Genomic DNA, 15,899 nt, shown 5'->3' with positions numbered 1-15,899 from the left:
TTAGTTGTCCATCCTATTTTCTTAGCCCCAATTCCTTTTTTCTCCATTTCTCCAATAATTGTATCGGTTAAATGGGGATCACAACTAAATAGCAAACCACCGGAAGTTTGGGGATCATGGATGATATCATCTATAGTTTGAGGGACATTTTTACCTATTTCTACCTTAGCTTTAAAATGTTCCCTATTCCGATAGGCCCCAGCAGGTATTAACCCATAGGAAGCATATTCCTCTGCTCCGGTAATTATCGGTATTTGTCGATGATCAAAATAAATATCCACTCCCGATGCAGTTGCTATTTCAATACTATGTCCTACTAAACCGAATCCGGTAATATCTGTACAACAGGTTACGGGGAAATTTTCTAATACTTCCTTCGCCCCTTTGTTAAGGGTTGTCATAACTTTTATAGCATGGTCTATAGCTTCTTTTTCCGCCATTTCCCCTTTTATAGCTGTAGTAATTATTCCGCTACCTAAGGGTTTAGTAAGTATTAAATCTTGTCCTTCTTTACAACCTTCATTTTTCCACACCCTTTGGGGATCAACAAATCCAGTAACACTAAGGCCATATTTAGGGGAAGGATCATCGATACTATGACCCCCTACTATACTGACCCCTGCTTCTGTTAATTTTTCCGCTCCCCCTTTTAAAATTTCTTTAAGGATATCTACAGGTAAAGTACATATGGGAAAAGCCACTATATTTAAAGCAAATTGGGGGTCCCCTCCCATAGCGTAAATATCGCTTACGGCATTGGCAGCGGTTATCTGGCCAAAGATGAAGGGATCATCTACCATTGGTGTAAAAAAGTCTAGTGTTTGAACAACTGCTTTCCCTTGGGGAACTAAAAAAACAGCTCCATCATCCCCCTTTTGATAGCCTACTAACAAATTACTGTTTACAGGGGTTGTTATGTCTTTCAAAATACCTTCAAGGTCACCCGGACCTATTTTGGCTCCTCAACCAGCAGCTGGACTAAAACTAGTTAATTTAAACTCCATGAAACTACCCCCTTTGCTCTAAGTGTAAAAGGAAACTTTCTAACAAATTGCTGTGAATTCTATCACTTCTAAAGGCATAAAATAAATCCCGAGATAAATCAAGGTCTATTGGAACTATCTCTATAGTTCCTAATTGAATATATTTTGCTGCAGCAATTTCAGAAACAAAGGATAACCCTATCCCCGCTTCCACTGAAGCTATAACACTTTCGGTACTATCTAGTTCTAAAACTACATCCAAGTCTTCTAATTTTATTCCTTTTTCCTTTAATTTTTCTTCCATCAACGCCCTTGTAGCTGAACCTTCTTTCCGAATAATCAAAGGGTATTTTTGTAAATCTTTAACGGTCATTTGAGAAATGAGGGGTAAACCTTTGGGTTTTATGAGGACTAAATTGTCTTTCATCCACTTACAGCTGCTGATACCAGCTTTATTTACCCTTTTCCCTACAAAAGCTAGATCTATTTCTCCCTCTACTAGTTCTTCAATTATTTTCCCCGAATGATCTATGTTGATTATAAAATCTGTTTTAGGATAAAGCTCTTTAAATTTTTTAATCCTTTTAGGAAGGTAATAAAGGCCAGGAATAGTACTGGCTCCTATTCTTAGTTTGCCGGATAATTGATTTTTAAAGTTATCCAGATTTGTTAATAGATTTTGCCAGTTTTCTAATAAGACTTTACCTTCTTTGTAAAGGATTACTCCCCCTTCTGTTAACTGAACTTTTTTCCCTACTTTTAAGAAAAGATCTATTTCTAATTCTTGAGCTAAAGTTTGCATTTGCATACTAACAGCTGGTTGAGAAAGGTGGAGTTTTTGTGCCGCTTTAGAAAAATTCCCTTCTTCCACTACAGTTATAAAGGTTTTGAGGAGATTTAAATTCACTTATACCATCTCCCTTCCCTTGCTCCCTAAAATCCTTACTTCTCCGATCCTTCTCGTAATTCCTTCACCATCTAAGTACTCTAAAAAGGGAACTAAGTATTTTCTAGTGGTATCTAATACTTCTTTTATTTGACCAATATTAACACCTTTAGGGTTATCTTTAATAAGCTCAACAACTTTTTTTACCCCTTGATGGAAAACTTCAGGGTGAAAGAGGAAGTTTTCGATGGGGATAACTTTCCCTTGGGCTATTAAATACTCTAATAGCTTATTATCTAGGCTTACTTCTTCTTTAGTCGGTGGTTTAAAGGTCAGCTCTCCGATTTGTTTTAAAACCTCCCCAATCTTTTGCTCTTCTTTTTCTGATAGGGTGATTTTAAAATCTCTGTGACCAATGTAAAGGTCTGAAGTATGGATAACACCATCTTTTTCCATTTTCTTTAAAATAGAGTTTAATAATTTGACACTGTAAAGATCCCCTAATTTACTTCGAAGCTCTTCTTTATTTATCCCTTCCCTTAAAGGAAATTTTTGGTGATAATCTTTTAACAATTCCTCTATTTCCTTTGTTATAAAATTATAAATCGAAGATTCTACTAAAATCTCTTTTCCATCCTCTGCTAAAATCAACACCCTATCCTTTTCTATTAATTTATCTAATACCCCTTCTATTTCCCTTTTATCAATTTGTAGTAATACCCCTAACTCATCTTTAGTAACACCCTTAGCAGAGTGTTCCTTTAACCCCAGTAAAATCTTTTCTTCCATACTTCCCTTTTCCAAAATTTCAAACTTCTGTAAAACATTATTATTATACCTAGGAACCCTCTTTAAAGTACTTTCCAGTACTACCCCGCCCCCTATTGTATCCACTGGGGACATCGACCGGATAACAAAATGATCATTCCTTGCCACTACTACAGGACTATTTAGACGGATTTGACAATAACATTTTTCACCAGGTGCCAACTCTTCCCGATCTAATAGGACAGCCCTTCCATAAGTCTCTTCTGTGCCCCAATGAAACCTTACCATTTCACCATTTTTTAATGTCGGTGCATCTTCCAATAAATTTAAAACACAATTAACTTTATTTTGTGGTGTGAGATATCCAAAGGTAGTTAAAAGATCTCCCATACTTACTTCTTCTTTTTCCACTCCAGTAATATTGATGGCTGTTCGCTGACCAGGGTAAGCCTTTTCTACCTTTTCACCATGAACTTGGATACTCCTTACCTTTACTTCTTTACCGCTGGGGTAGAGAATACAAGAATCCCCAACTGAAACAACTCCATCTTTCAATGTTCCTGTCACTACTGTTCCAAACCCCTTTAAAGTAAAAACCCTATCTACCGGCAGTCGAAAAAAATCTTTAATTTCCCGTTCTTCTACATTTGATGTTAATCTAATGATTTCTTCTTTTAGTTCATCAATCCCTTCCCCTGTTACCGAAGAAACCGGTACAAAGGGAGCCCCTTCTAAAAAGGAACCTTTGACATGATCTTTAATATCTTCCTTTACCAGTTCTAGTAATTCTTCATCTACTAAATCTTTTTTCGTTATAACCACTATACCTTTTTTAACATCTAATAACTTTAGAATATTTAAATGTTCTTTTGTCTGGGGCATTACCCCTTCATCGGCAGCTACTACCAAAAGGACTATATCCATTCCCCCGACACCAGCTAACATGTTCCGAACAAACTTTTCATGGCCAGGGACATCTACAATTCCAGCTTTGCTGCCATCAGGTAAATGGAAATATGTAAATCCTAACTGGATGGTAATTCCCCGCTCTTTTTCTTCTTTTAATCTATCGGTATCCACCCCGGTAAGGGCTTTTATTAAACTAGTTTTTCCGTGATCAACATGGCCAGAAGTACCTATAATTACATGGGCCATCAAAATCCCCCCTTTATAATTTACTTAAAACCTCTTGTAAATAAGGAATGTCCTCAGGAAAAACTCCTTTTAAGTCGAGGTAAAATTCCCCTTTATGTATCCTCCCAATAACAGGTATCTCTAGATTTCTAAACCATTGTGCTAAATCATGGGGAGGTATCTGAGAATTTAGTTTGATTACTACAGTAGGTAATTCATGGGTTGGTAAAGCTCCACCACCTACATAACAATGGTCCTCTTTAATTATAAACTTTTCTTTAGCTAAATTTTCCGTTAATCTTTTTGCCATCCCTTTTAATTCTTCTACAGGTCTGTGCAAAAAGGCATAGATAGGGATCTTCTCTATTTCCCCTTTTTGATAAAGTTCTAAGGTAGCCCCTAAAGCAGATAATACCAATTTATCGCAACGAAGGGCTCTCATCATTGGATGTTTTTTAATAATATCAATGTATTCCCTTTTGCCTACAATAATTCCACATTGGGGACCCCCTAGTAGCTTATCTCCACTAAAGGTAACAACATCTGCACCCATTTTAATTGACTGGGTAACAGTAGGTTCATCGTAGATACCCCAAGGGATCAAATCAATTAAAGTACCACTCCCTAAGTCATCAATTAGTGGTAAATTGTTTTCATGGGCAAGTTTACTTAAGGTTTGTAGATCCACATCTTGAGTAAAACCAACTATTCGGTAATTACTAGTATGGACCCGCATTATAGCTCCGGTGTTTTCATTGATGGCCCTTTGATAATCCTTTAAATGGACTTTATTGGTCGTTCCTACTTCCTTTAAAATACTGCCACTTTGTTCCATAATTTCTGGTATCCGAAAGGATCCACCAATTTCTACCAACTGTCCTCTAGAAATTATTACTTCTTTGCCCTTTGTTAAGGCAGATAGTACCAACAAAACCGCTCCGGCATTGTTATTAACTATTACACAGTCATCTACACCTAATAATTGGGCTAGTTGTTCTCTGATACCTAAGGTTCTAGAGCCCCTTTCCCCTCTTTCTAAGTCAAACTCTAGATTACTGTACCCTCGACTTACTTCTAGTATTTTTTCTAAAGCATTTGCTGCTAAAGGGGCCCTACCTAAGTTAGTGTGTAAAATAGTCCCTGTACAATTTATTACCTTAGTTAAGCTCTTCCGTTTTATTAACTTCAGCTTCTTTTCTATTTCTAATAAAATTTTTTCTTCCTCTAAACTTTCCATAGGTACTTTACCTTGACTAGAAATAAATTCTCTAATTTCTCCTAATTTTTCCCGACAAATCCTTAAAAACTCCTCTCTACCAAAGATTTCTATTAACTCTTTTCCCTTTTTTGTTTCTAATAACTTTGTTACAGAGGGAATTTGTCTTAAAAGGTTTTCCATCTAAATCACTCCAACATAAGTTTTTTAAGCAAACATTAAAATAGTAGATATAACTACCGTTGTAAGAATCAGAAAAAATACCGGCCAAATAAAGAGTTTGTAAAACCCTTTATAATCACAATTAAAATGTTGTTTTGTTAAAATCAAACAAAGATGTACTGGGGAAAGGATATAGCCTAACAGGGAGGCCATAAAAATTAAGAGAATAACGGGAAGGGGGTTTTCCCCTAAAAGGGGTAAAAATACTGGAAGGGTTATCCCTAAAGACGCCGTATTGGAACCGGTAATTAAACCTGAACAAATTGCTGAAATAAAACTTAAAAAGCCAATAGGGAGCCCTAACTCCATCATCCTGACCATTAAATTAGATAAAACAGAACTAGCTTCCAACACCTCTTTAAATACCATTATACCCAAAACCGATATTACCATAGAAAAATTTATTCCTGGAAGTACCATTGTTTTAATTCTAGTGATTGAATTTTCCCCTTCCTTTAGGAAACTCAATAAAGCTATAATTACCCCTATAAGAACTGCTAAAGGAAAATACACATTTAATACCAGAGCTAAAAATAGAATACTTATAACCGGTAACATACTATAAATAAATCCTTTTAACCCCTTTGTTTTATCAACTTCTCCATTTTTCTCTATTTTTATAGCACCTTTAAACATCGTTTTACTAGCTACAGCTACTGCCATCAATACCGGCAAAAGGGATAAAACCATTATTTTAAGTGAACTAATTCCTGTCAAACCAGAAACTACTAATAAAGCTGGATAGAGGGGATAAATAGGAAACCAAATATGCCTAAAAAAGATGTTGATTGCTGTCATTTGTTCTTTCGTTAAACCTAATTTCCCGCCACTTTCCCCTACCATGGGGGCTGATAAAATGGCACCACCGGGCACTGTTAACAGCCCTATGATACTTGGTATAGTGATAACTAACAATTTTCCCCCACCTAATAGGGAAATCAAGGAATTTATCATTACATCTAAAGCTCCTGTTTTTTTCATTATATAACCTAAAAGGGAAATAAAGAGAACGGTTAAAGCTAAGTTTCTAAAGGTCTCTGAAAACAGTGCTTTTTTAAATGCAAGTAATGTATCTGTAAAGGTCATTCCTGCAAAGACACTTATAACTAAGGCAGCGATAACCATCGCCCATCCTACATTTAAATTTTTACGAACTAAAATTATAATTAAAAGTAAGCCTAAAAATACTCCAAGAATGTCCAATTATTATCTCTCCCAACTTTTTATTTAGTCCTACCTCTATATTATAACATATGGAAAAGTATAAACAATTCTAATAAAAAATTTTCGTTGGAAAAGAAAGCCGATGAAAAAACACCGGTTTAATGTTATAATTATTTTAAGATCTATCTAGGGAAAGGGAGAGGGAAATGTTTAAGAAAATATTTATAGTAATCTTTTCAGTTTTTATCTTGTTATCTGCTTGTACTACAACACCTTCAAATACTAAAGGGGTGAATGATGATGGAATACCTCAAGACCAAGTTGATAAAGAAACAGATACCGAAAATGAAGAAGAGTTAATCGATGAAGAGATAGACTTCCAAAAAATAAGACCAAATGAATTAGGAAGGATTATGGTTCTGATGTACCATCAAATTGGGCCTGAGGAGAGGGAATGGATTCGTACCCCTGATAATTTCAGAAGGGATTTGCAAACATTGTATGATAATGGATACCGGTTAGTCTCTTTACGGGATGTATTAAGGGGGGAAATCTCGGTACCTGCTGGCTATAGCCCCGTTGTAATCACCTTTGATGATGGTACAGAAGGTCAATTTAGATATATTGAAAAGGATGGAGAATGGGTAATAGATCCCGATTCCGCTGTAGGAATATTATTAGAAATGAATGAAAAAAATCCCGGTTTAGGAACTGCTGCTACTTTTTTTGTCAATTCAAACCCATTTCGGCAGCCAGAACATACTAAAAGAAAACTTGAGGAACTTGTAAGGTTTGGTATGGATATTGGAAACCATACTTTAACCCATCCTAATTTAAGCACTATTACTTCTCCTGAAGAAATGCAAAGGCAGATGGGCGGATTAGTTAAAGAAATCCAGTCTTATTTGCCTGATTATCAAATCGATACATTAGCTCTACCCTTTGGTGCCCATCCCAAAGAAGAGTTATACCCTTATGCTATCAAAGGTCAGTATGAAGGAACGGAATATCACCATAAAGGAATTTTACTTGTAGGATCCCATCCTAGCCATTCCCCCTTTCATAAGGATTTTAATCCCTTAAGAATACCTAGAATTAGAGGAGAAGATCCCTTTGAATACGGTTATCTTTACTATTGGCTAGACTATTTTGAAAGAAACCCCCATCTTCGTTATATCAGTGATGGGGACCCCCGCTATGTCACCTTCCCTGAAAAACTTCTAGATGAAGTAGACCTTTCCAATTTTCCAGAAAAAAAAATCCGCACATATTAAGACAGCCAATAAACAAACTTAGACCAGGGAATCCCCTGGTCTTTTACTATACAACATCTATTTGCCTTGGATTTATATCTAGTTTTTTGATTTCTTTTGTTGCTAATAGAGAAATCAGTAAGTAAATTAGCACTATTAAAATTACTACAGAAAGGAAATGGTTTATAGGGTATTTATAAGGTCTGTAAAACAACAGAGAGTTTACCAAAATGTTGTAATAAAACTTAGTCATTATAAATGTAAGTATTCCCGCAATAGGAATGGCAAATAAAAGTCCGTAAAGGGCTTCCAAAAAGTTAAGGAAAGCTATAAAACCTCTGTTTAATCCTAATAAAATAAAAGTTTTATACTCATGGTAGTTTATTATTATCCTCATATTAAACATAGAGTAAAGGTTAAAACAGGTTACCCCAAATAAAAAAACTACCAAAGTTCCAAATATAAGCAGACTCAATCTTCTCAGTTCCCTTAGTTCAGCATTTAACTCTTGATAATCAATTACTGTTAATCCATGTAATCCCACTATTTGCTTGCGAACCTTTTCATAGGTTTCAGGGCTTTTATCCGTTAAATTTACCACATATTTACTACTTTTATAATTAGGGTATAGTTTGTCGAAAAAATCTTTATCAACTACTATTACTAGTGAATTCCTAGCATAGGCAACGGGATAAATAATGTTATCTATTTCTCCTACTAGCTTAATTTTTTCTCTTTTTTCAGTAAAGTTTAATTCTGATGACATATCAATCTCTAAATAAGTTATTATCCCTTCCCCAAGGATATCTAATTGTTTTTCTATATTAAACTCTGATAAAAGTTTGTTGTATATTAATCCTACATTGCCCTCTAGTTGTGGTTCTATACCTAAAATATTTTGTTCTTCCCTGTTATAGCCTATGAGGGTAAGATGTAAGTCCACAGTATCCGTATAAACATTGTCAAATGCTAAAACATAGGTATTCTCCATTTTTAAGTGGTTTACGAACTTTCTATTTAAATGCTCTTTAGGTATAGTAATAGTTCCATATCTTTCTCTAATTTCAATAAGCTGAGCTTCTTCAATTGCTTCTATAGATTTTAACATCCTTTCTATTTCTTCCGTTAAAATGAAATCTACTTCTATAAGAAAATCAGCCTTTTCTTTAAAATATCTCTCATTTTCTAGACTTAGTTGCCGTATATCAAACATAGAAATCAAAAATGAGATAGACAATGCAATAGAAATGAGGATAGCAAAATGTTTTAGTAGATTAAACCGGAACTTATTATATGACAATCTAAGGAAGTTAGCAAATAACTTTTTCTCTGGATTTAAGAAAGGTTTATTAATTTTTTTCTTATACAACTTAAAATAACCACTGTTGGAAATTTTAAAAAGTTGTATTGGTGTTAACCTACATATTTTATATATTGTTAGAAATCCTGTGAAATAGATAATAATGTAGGCGATAAGATTATAAATAACTATATCTCTTAAAGGAAATATTAAGTTTTTAAAAATATCTATATTCAAATAATAAAATGATACTAAGGAAGCTATAAAAGCTAATATCACTCCAAACAAAAATCCTATAAGTAAAATTAAACTGTTAAATCCAGCTAATATAAAGGAGATTTTAATTCCACTTAATCCTAATAACCTATAAATAGCTATATTCTTATTATTTTTGTGTAAAAAAATATTTAAAGCATTACTAACGGCAAAAATTGTTACATTTATTAATACAACTAGATAAAACAATGTGCTTTTCCTAGCATCCTGCTCTAATTTTTCTCCCAGCTCTCCATAACCTAGTTTAGTCAGTAATTCAAAGTTCTCCCCTATTGTAATCCGATACTCTTTTCTGTACTTGTCATATATGTCTGTAGCTTCTCCGTATATACTTTCACTATCTTTAAACTCTATTAAAATATTAAATTCTTCCGGCAAAGTGGTTAAGGGTAATATTAAGCTATATTCTCCCCTGATACTTAAAGGTTGTTGGTTATCTACATATATCCCTGAAATCCTATATTCCTGTGAATTAATCTCAACTTTCTCTCCTATAGCTTTATCTACATCATCGATACCAAAATGTAAGTAAAGGAGTTCCCTTTGAATCATAATTTCATTTTCTTTATCTGGAAAACTACCACTGATAATTTTTTTAGGGGATAGTAAAAAGTAATCTGGCTCAGTATAAATTATATTAACATACCTTTGCCCCAATCTTATAACTTCCCTTTGATAAACCGAAGCTCTTTTAATACTACTTCTTTCATGTATTTCTTCTAAAATTTTAGGGTTACTTCCCCGTACCTCTATGTGATAACGGCCATAAATTCTTTTAGTACTTTCAAGATCAAGCTCCCGCTGATTTTCTGTTCCCATAATAAAAAAACTCAGCAAACCACTGGCCAAGGCAGTAATTAGTAAAAGAGAAAAAAAATACTTTAAATTACCCTTTAGAAAACTTTTACAGATTTTTATATACCCCTTCATACTACTATCCCATCCAATAATGATATTTTCCTTCCTGCCATTTCTGCTAATTCTTGATTATGGGTAACGTAAATCAGAGTTTGATTAAATTCCTTGACACAATCTTTCATTAACTTTAGTACATTAAAACTATTTTGAGAGTCTAAATTACCGGTCGGCTCATCTGCAAAAATAATTTGGGGTTTATGTATAAGGGCTCTAGCTACCGCTACCCTTTGTTGCTCACCACCGGAAAGTTGACTTGGCAGGTGATGTTCTTTCCCTGTTAATCCTAAGATCTCCAAGATTGTATTTAAAAATTTTTTATCGACATCAACTTTGTTTAAAATTAGTGGTAAGGTTATATTATCCATTGCTGTTAATGTTGGAATTAAATTAAAAAACTGATAAACAAAACCAAATTCCTTTAACCGGATTTTAGAAAGGGCTTTATCAGATAATTTGTTTATCTTTTTCCCTTTATATATCACATCTCCCTCACTTGGTTTTTCTAAACCACTAATTAAATTTAATAATGTCGTTTTCCCCGAACCACTAGGTCCTACAATTGCTACTATTTCCCCTATCTTTATTTTAATGTTAATATTATTATTAGCTTTATATATATTGTCATAACTTTTAGATAAGTTTACCGTTTCTAATATCGCCTCTCCCATTTCCCTTTATCCCCCTTCCTACTCTCTAATCCTCTCTTCAATCACTAACCTATCCATTGGTATTTTAAACCTTAATTTCCTTGTTCCTAGCCATCTCCTTTGTAAGTAAATATCTACATCAACTTTTTCTACTATCTCCTTTATTTCCTCCTCTGATAACTTGCCTTGGGAGTAGTATAAAACACGATAAAAAAGACTACTTTTCTGGAAGGGCCTTATCCTATCAATTGTAAAAGTGTTTCCAAAGTATATCACATCTTCCTTAATACTTTTATCTATCTTATTTGGGAAAAATAATACAGAATCCACTGGTATAATACTTCTACTCTTAACTTCAGGGAAGAATACTAACCATGTATAATCTTCTATTCTATCAGAAGAAAAATTTTTTTGAGAAATAAATATATCATCTGTTGATAGAGTTAACCCTTTCTTTATAATATTATCTAGTTGTTCTTCATAGGGGGGATTATATAACACAACTACCTTTTCTATTTTTATTGGATACAATAATTGTGTATAAATGGCCACTCCAAATATACTCAGCAGTATTATTGATATAACCAACAATATTTTCTTTTTCAACCCTCTCACCTCTTAGTAATTTTATTCACAAGGGGAGATATAATTGTTAATTATTTTATTCTAATGGGAAATTTACAGGAATACTATTAAATTTAAATAGTGTAAAATGCGAATACCTCTCACTAATATCTTTTACATCACCTTTTCTATTTGCAGATCTTTGTGCTATATATATATTATCATTAGTTACTTGTGTCACAACAATTGAATGAGATCTATGTTGTTCTCCACTTCTTCTTAATTGAATTATATCTCCAGGTTTAGCATGGGATAATAATGTTCGCCAATTTGAAGTTTCTATTACATTAGGTCCTAAAATCCCTTTCCAGTAAGGGTAAAATCCTCGATTTCTTTCTACCCTTATCCAAGTACTACTTTCTGCCCAACCCTCAACCGTCCATCTTAATGGCCAAACTCCCCTTTCTTCCCTTATTTTTCTACTAAACCAATGGTTACTGGTATCCATAACCCCAATTCTTAACGGGGAATTGGGATAAACCATTTGAAATCCTCCTGCCCATACAGCCTGAGATGCAAAATTAGTACAATCAGCACTCCACTCATTGAAATTAGGATTTGGATTATTATAATGGTTAAGGGCATATTGGGCAGCATAGGCTCCATTATACGGTTGATATGCTAGTGCTGTACTGCTAGTTATAAGTAAGATTAAAACAAAAATACTTATTACTATTCTTTTTTTCATTTCTCCTTCTCCCTTCTTTATATCTCCCCCTTAGACAAATTATATATATATATATATATAATTTGTCAATAATTCAGAAAAAAATATTTATAAATAATATTTAGTTCTCTACTCTCTAATCCTCTCTTCAATCACTAACCTATCCATTGGTATTTTAAACCTTATTTTCCTTGTTCCTAGCCATCTCCTTTGTAAGTAAATATTTACATCAACTTTTTCTACTATCTCCTTTATTTCCTCCTCTGATACCTTGCCTTGGGAGTAGTATAAAACACAGTAAAAAAGGCTACTTTTCTGAAAGGGCCTTATCCTATCAATTGTAAAAGTGTTGCCAAAGTATATCACATCTTCTTTAATACTTTTATCTATCTTATTTGGGAAAAATAATACAGAATCCACTGGTATAATACTTCTACTCTTAACTTCAGGGAAAAATACCAACCATGTATAATCTTCTATTCTATCAGAAGAAAATTTTTTTGAGAAATAAATATATCATCTGGTGATAGAATTAATCCTTTCTTTATAATATTATCTAGCTCTTCTTCATAGGGAGGATCATATAACACAACTACCTTTTCTATTTTTATTGGATACAATAATTGTGTATAAATGCCTACTCCAAATATACTCAGCAGTATTATTGATATAACCAACAATATTTTCTTTTTCAACCCTCTCACCCCGTAATATTTATTTAAATAATTTTAAAATTTAAATAAAATACTTGTCAATATTTTTATATATTAAATTTTTATAAACTTTTTGTTTAATAACCTTTTAAAACTAAGTAAAATAAAGGCCCCAAAGAAAAAACTTAAAAGGGTAAATACACCTACTAACCATAGATTTGCTAAGACCTTTCTATACTCCCCTCCACCAAGTAAAATAGCAAAAATTAAAGCAACGGGAATTTGTAGGGCAGGGTATAAAGAAGCAGCGACAATTTTTTCTTTAATATTTTTATAACCTCTAAAAACTATCCAGATTAGCAATTCAACTAAAATCCCTGCAGTTAAGGGAATAAAAAACATAATAGGAGATAAAAGGAACAAAATTCCGGAAAGTATAGTAGAAAAAATTATTAGTATTCCAACCTTAGGTATATTGTTGATAAGCATAAATACTAATACTGAAAAAATAGGGGTTAAAAGCAAAGGTTTATAGATAAAAACTGGGAACATCGCCATAATTGGCAATAATAAATAAGAAATAGTAAAAACTCCCGCCACTGTCAAAGCCGCTAAGATAATTTCTTGTAAAGTAAATTTAGCTCCCATAAAATCCCTCCTCAAATCAATTATATTCTCTGTCCATTCTAAATTTTCCTTTATTTTTACGATTAAATCCAACTTACTTTGCCTACATACAAAAAAGGTAGTAGCTATAAAGCTACCACCTTTATACTTTAAAGCGATTTACCTTTTCCATTAAATCTGCAGCTATCTGACTTAAATTCTGGGCAGTTGCTGCTACTTCTTGACTTGATGCCGACAATTCTTCTGAGGATGCCGCTACTTCTTCTGTAGCTGCAGAACTCTCCTCTGTTACTGCACTTACCTGCTCCGCTTTTTCCATAACTACATCCTTTGACTTTAAAATTTCCTCCATAGCTCGATATGTATTTTCCATTAGGGGAGCAATATTTTCTACTGATTCTAAAATGTCACCAAAGGCTTTCACAGTATTTTCAACAGAAGAAGCCTGTTCCTTTACAGATTTTTCTACTTCTTTAGAAGTCGTTATCACTTCATCGGTATCCTTTGTTATAGAATTTACCAAAGTCACTATTTTTTCCGTCGATTGTTTTGATTCTTCAGCCAGCTTTCTAACTTCTTCAGATACTACTGCAAATCCTCTACCATGCTCTCCTGCCCTGGCTGCCTCTATTGCGGCATTTAGAGCTAAGAGGTTCGTTTGTTCTGATATATTTGAAATAAGCTCTGTGATACCAGTTATTTCTTTTACCGAATTAGTCAACCTCTCTACTTTAGCCACAACTAATTCAAAGGCATTTTTTATATCTTCTATTGATTTTATCAAGACATCCATTTCCCTTTTACCTACATTTGCCTTATCTGAAGTATTTTCTGTTTCTCTTTTTACTTTATCCAGCTCTCCATAGACCTGTTCTATATTATCCGTTAATTCTCCTAAAGATTTAACTATATCCTCTAAATCTTGGGCCTGATTTGTCGCTCCTTCTGCCACCTGTTGCATCGTTGATGCCAATTCTTGGGAAGATGATGTCATTTCTTCAGAGACAGCTGCTAATGATTCAGAGTTAGCAGTAACTTCGTTGGATTTTTCTTTTATATTCCCTATTGTTTCTTTAAATACCTTCTGCATTGTTTGAATTGCATTAGCTAACATTCCAATTTCATCTTTTTGTTTTAAATACTTTTCCGGAACCTCATTGGTCAAGTCTAAATTTGCTAAGACCTTTGCATATTCAACTGCTGAGATTATTGGTTTAGCTAGAGTATTACCAAGGAAGTAGTTAACTGCTATTCCAAAGACTAAAATCACTAATCCAGTTATAATTATTGTCATTTGTAATGTAGGTACAGCTGCTAAGGCTTCATTCCGGTCTACAGCAACAGATATAAACCAGTTTGTCCCTTTTACCGGTGTAAATGCATTGTATATATATCTTCCATTAAAATTGTAATAGCCAATACCCGATTTTTCATTAATTATTCTTTGTACTATTCCTGCTACAGATTGAAGTTCTTTATTATTCTTAGCATCTTCTATAGGGTTCCATTGGTTTAAAACTCTGTTTATATCGTTATGGGCCACTACTGTTCCAACATCATTAACTACATAGGCATACCCAGTTTGACCATAGGTTATATCTTGAGTTATATTCCTCAAAGTTAGTCCATCGCCCCGGGCCACTAAAGCTCCTACAACTTCCCCATCCCTTTTTATCGGTGCTGCGAAAGCTATTACTGGTTCTCCAGTTACTGTGTCTAAAAGAACATCTGACACAGAAGTTTCTCCCCTAAAAGCCCTTTGTACATAGTCACGATGACCTAAATTTGCAACGGCACCATCGGAATAATAAGCTGTTCCATCGGGATGGACTATTACTAAAGTAAGAAATTCGGTAACTTCAACATAATGTTGAAGTACTGGAAGTTGTGTATCCCAATCCATTGTTTTCACTTCTTCTATTTCAGCAATAGTTAACAATATCTGTTGTGAAGTTTCTATACGACTTTCTACTAATTTAGCAGCTTCATCTACTAGGGCAACTAAAGACTTTTCCACTTCCTCTACTAAAGCATTTTGAGATGATTTTATTGTAAAATACCCTAAAATTATAAAAGATAGAATTAATAGAATTGTTGAACTGGCAATGATTTTAGTTTTTATACTGTTCATTTTAAACCCTCCAAATTTTACATTTTAATTTTTAAAAAAATAAAAAACCCTACAGACAGTGCATAGGGTTACATTATTAATAAATAATAATTTATGCAACTGGCTGCCATAGTATTACCTTAGGCCCTTTAGCTTTGCGTCCCTGCCTTTCAACAGGTTTGCCCAATATTCCATTTTTAGACAGAAAATGACAAAAAGCGACTATTTTTGACACAACGGATAATATAATAACATATTTTATTAAGTTTAGCTATAGTCTTTTAGCCACAAAAACCCTTTATTTAAGCTACAATATAAAAAGGCGCCCTAAGGCACCTCAGACTGAAGACAAACTATAGACAAAGTCATCATCAGCTGTGGTAATTAAACAAAGATACGATTAAGTTGAGGAGATAGATTTAAGAGCTGATTAGATAAAAGGAAGAAGGGG

Annotated in this window: 14 protein-coding genes and 1 riboswitch; of the genes, 1 reads left to right on the top strand and 13 read right to left on the bottom strand. The window is 33.7% G+C overall.

What is annotated here, in order from left to right; all coding sequences use genetic code 11:
- From selD to BMX60_RS09130, 5 genes are all read right to left on the bottom strand, one after another.
- Window positions 1-1,004 (bottom strand): selenide, water dikinase SelD (gene selD / locus BMX60_RS09150; RefSeq protein WP_423230159.1); only part of this gene is annotated, 1,004 nt, incomplete at its 3' end.
- A gap of 4 nt (window positions 1,005-1,008) precedes the next feature.
- On the bottom strand, window positions 1,009-1,890 hold the full coding sequence (locus BMX60_RS09145) for a selenium metabolism-associated LysR family transcriptional regulator (RefSeq protein ID WP_091351180.1): 882 nt from the start codon (window positions 1,888-1,890) through the stop codon (window positions 1,009-1,011).
- Complete coding sequence (selB, locus tag BMX60_RS09140) at window positions 1,891-3,792, bottom strand: selenocysteine-specific translation elongation factor (protein ID WP_091351179.1); 1,902 nt, start codon at window positions 3,790-3,792, stop codon at window positions 1,891-1,893.
- Window positions 3,793-3,805: 13 nt separating this feature from the next.
- The gene (selA, locus tag BMX60_RS09135) at window positions 3,806-5,170 is read right to left on the bottom strand and encodes an L-seryl-tRNA(Sec) selenium transferase (RefSeq protein ID WP_091351178.1); all 1,365 of its coding nucleotides are present in this window, start codon (window positions 5,168-5,170) and stop codon (window positions 3,806-3,808) included.
- A 24-nt stretch (window positions 5,171-5,194) separates the two neighbouring features.
- Window positions 5,195-6,412 (bottom strand): DUF401 family protein, encoded by a 1,218-nt coding sequence (locus BMX60_RS09130; protein ID WP_091351177.1) that lies wholly within the window; start codon window positions 6,410-6,412, stop codon window positions 5,195-5,197.
- A gap of 167 nt (window positions 6,413-6,579) precedes the next feature.
- Between BMX60_RS09130 and BMX60_RS09125 the strand changes: the two genes are divergently transcribed.
- Complete coding sequence (locus tag BMX60_RS09125) at window positions 6,580-7,647, top strand: polysaccharide deacetylase family protein (RefSeq protein ID WP_091351176.1); 1,068 nt, start codon at window positions 6,580-6,582, stop codon at window positions 7,645-7,647.
- A gap of 46 nt (window positions 7,648-7,693) precedes the next feature.
- Here BMX60_RS09125 and BMX60_RS09120 read toward each other — a convergent pair whose 3' ends face one another.
- From BMX60_RS09120 to BMX60_RS09085, 8 genes are all read right to left on the bottom strand, one after another.
- Window positions 7,694-10,132 (bottom strand): ABC transporter permease, encoded by a 2,439-nt coding sequence (locus BMX60_RS09120; protein WP_091351175.1) that lies wholly within the window; start codon window positions 10,130-10,132, stop codon window positions 7,694-7,696.
- On the bottom strand, window positions 10,129-10,788 hold the full coding sequence (locus BMX60_RS09115) for an ABC transporter ATP-binding protein (protein WP_091351174.1): 660 nt from the start codon (window positions 10,786-10,788) through the stop codon (window positions 10,129-10,131). Before BMX60_RS09115 ends, BMX60_RS09120 begins: the two co-directional genes overlap by 4 nt.
- An 18-nt stretch (window positions 10,789-10,806) precedes the next feature.
- The gene (locus BMX60_RS09110; protein ID WP_091351173.1) at window positions 10,807-11,373 is read right to left on the bottom strand and encodes a hypothetical protein; all 567 of its coding nucleotides are present in this window, start codon (window positions 11,371-11,373) and stop codon (window positions 10,807-10,809) included.
- A 55-nt stretch (window positions 11,374-11,428) separates the two neighbouring features.
- Entirely contained in the window at window positions 11,429-12,079 is a 651-nt protein-coding gene (locus BMX60_RS09105) for an amidase domain-containing protein (protein WP_091351172.1), read from the bottom strand.
- Window positions 12,080-12,187: 108 nt separating this feature from the next.
- Window positions 12,188-12,478 (bottom strand): hypothetical protein, encoded by a 291-nt coding sequence (locus BMX60_RS09100; protein ID WP_143055919.1) that lies wholly within the window; start codon window positions 12,476-12,478, stop codon window positions 12,188-12,190.
- Between the two features lie 56 nt (window positions 12,479-12,534).
- On the bottom strand, window positions 12,535-12,753 hold the full coding sequence (locus tag BMX60_RS09095) for a hypothetical protein (protein ID WP_091351170.1): 219 nt from the start codon (window positions 12,751-12,753) through the stop codon (window positions 12,535-12,537).
- A 72-nt stretch (window positions 12,754-12,825) separates the two neighbouring features.
- The gene (locus tag BMX60_RS09090) at window positions 12,826-13,359 is read right to left on the bottom strand and encodes a hypothetical protein (RefSeq protein WP_091351169.1); all 534 of its coding nucleotides are present in this window, start codon (window positions 13,357-13,359) and stop codon (window positions 12,826-12,828) included.
- 121 nt (window positions 13,360-13,480) lie between these two features.
- Window positions 13,481-15,469, bottom strand: a complete 1,989-nt coding sequence (locus tag BMX60_RS09085; RefSeq protein ID WP_091351168.1) for a methyl-accepting chemotaxis protein — start codon at window positions 15,467-15,469, stop codon at window positions 13,481-13,483.
- Between the two features lie 91 nt (window positions 15,470-15,560).
- Window positions 15,561-15,642, bottom strand: a riboswitch (cyclic di-GMP riboswitch).
- Between the last annotated feature and the right edge of the window lie 257 nt (window positions 15,643-15,899).

The organism is Anaerobranca gottschalkii DSM 13577, assembly GCF_900111575.1.
Lineage (GTDB): Bacteria > Bacillota > Proteinivoracia > Proteinivoracales > Proteinivoracaceae > Anaerobranca > Anaerobranca gottschalkii.
This window is presented reverse-complemented; position numbering and strand designations above follow the sequence as displayed.

What these genes read in the sequence shown, in the direction of transcription:
- BMX60_RS09120 (WP_091351175.1), bottom strand. Translation starts at nt 10,132, where the DNA reads ATGAAGGGGTATATAAAAATCTGTAAAAGTTTTCTAAAGGGTAATTTA.
- BMX60_RS09085 (WP_091351168.1), bottom strand. Translation starts at nt 15,469, where the DNA reads ATGAACAGTATAAAAACTAAAATCATTGCCAGTTCAACAATTCTATTA.
- selB (WP_091351179.1), bottom strand. Translation starts at nt 3,792, where the DNA reads ATGGCCCATGTAATTATAGGTACTTCTGGCCATGTTGATCACGGAAAA.
- BMX60_RS09115 (WP_091351174.1), bottom strand. Translation starts at nt 10,788, where the DNA reads ATGGGAGAGGCGATATTAGAAACGGTAAACTTATCTAAAAGTTATGAC.
- selA (WP_091351178.1), bottom strand. Translation starts at nt 5,170, where the DNA reads ATGGAAAACCTTTTAAGACAAATTCCCTCTGTAACAAAGTTATTAGAA.
- BMX60_RS09125 (WP_091351176.1), top strand. Translation starts at nt 6,580, where the DNA reads ATGTTTAAGAAAATATTTATAGTAATCTTTTCAGTTTTTATCTTGTTA.
- BMX60_RS09105 (WP_091351172.1), bottom strand. Translation starts at nt 12,079, where the DNA reads ATGAAAAAAAGAATAGTAATAAGTATTTTTGTTTTAATCTTACTTATA.
- BMX60_RS09090 (WP_091351169.1), bottom strand. Translation starts at nt 13,359, where the DNA reads ATGGGAGCTAAATTTACTTTACAAGAAATTATCTTAGCGGCTTTGACA.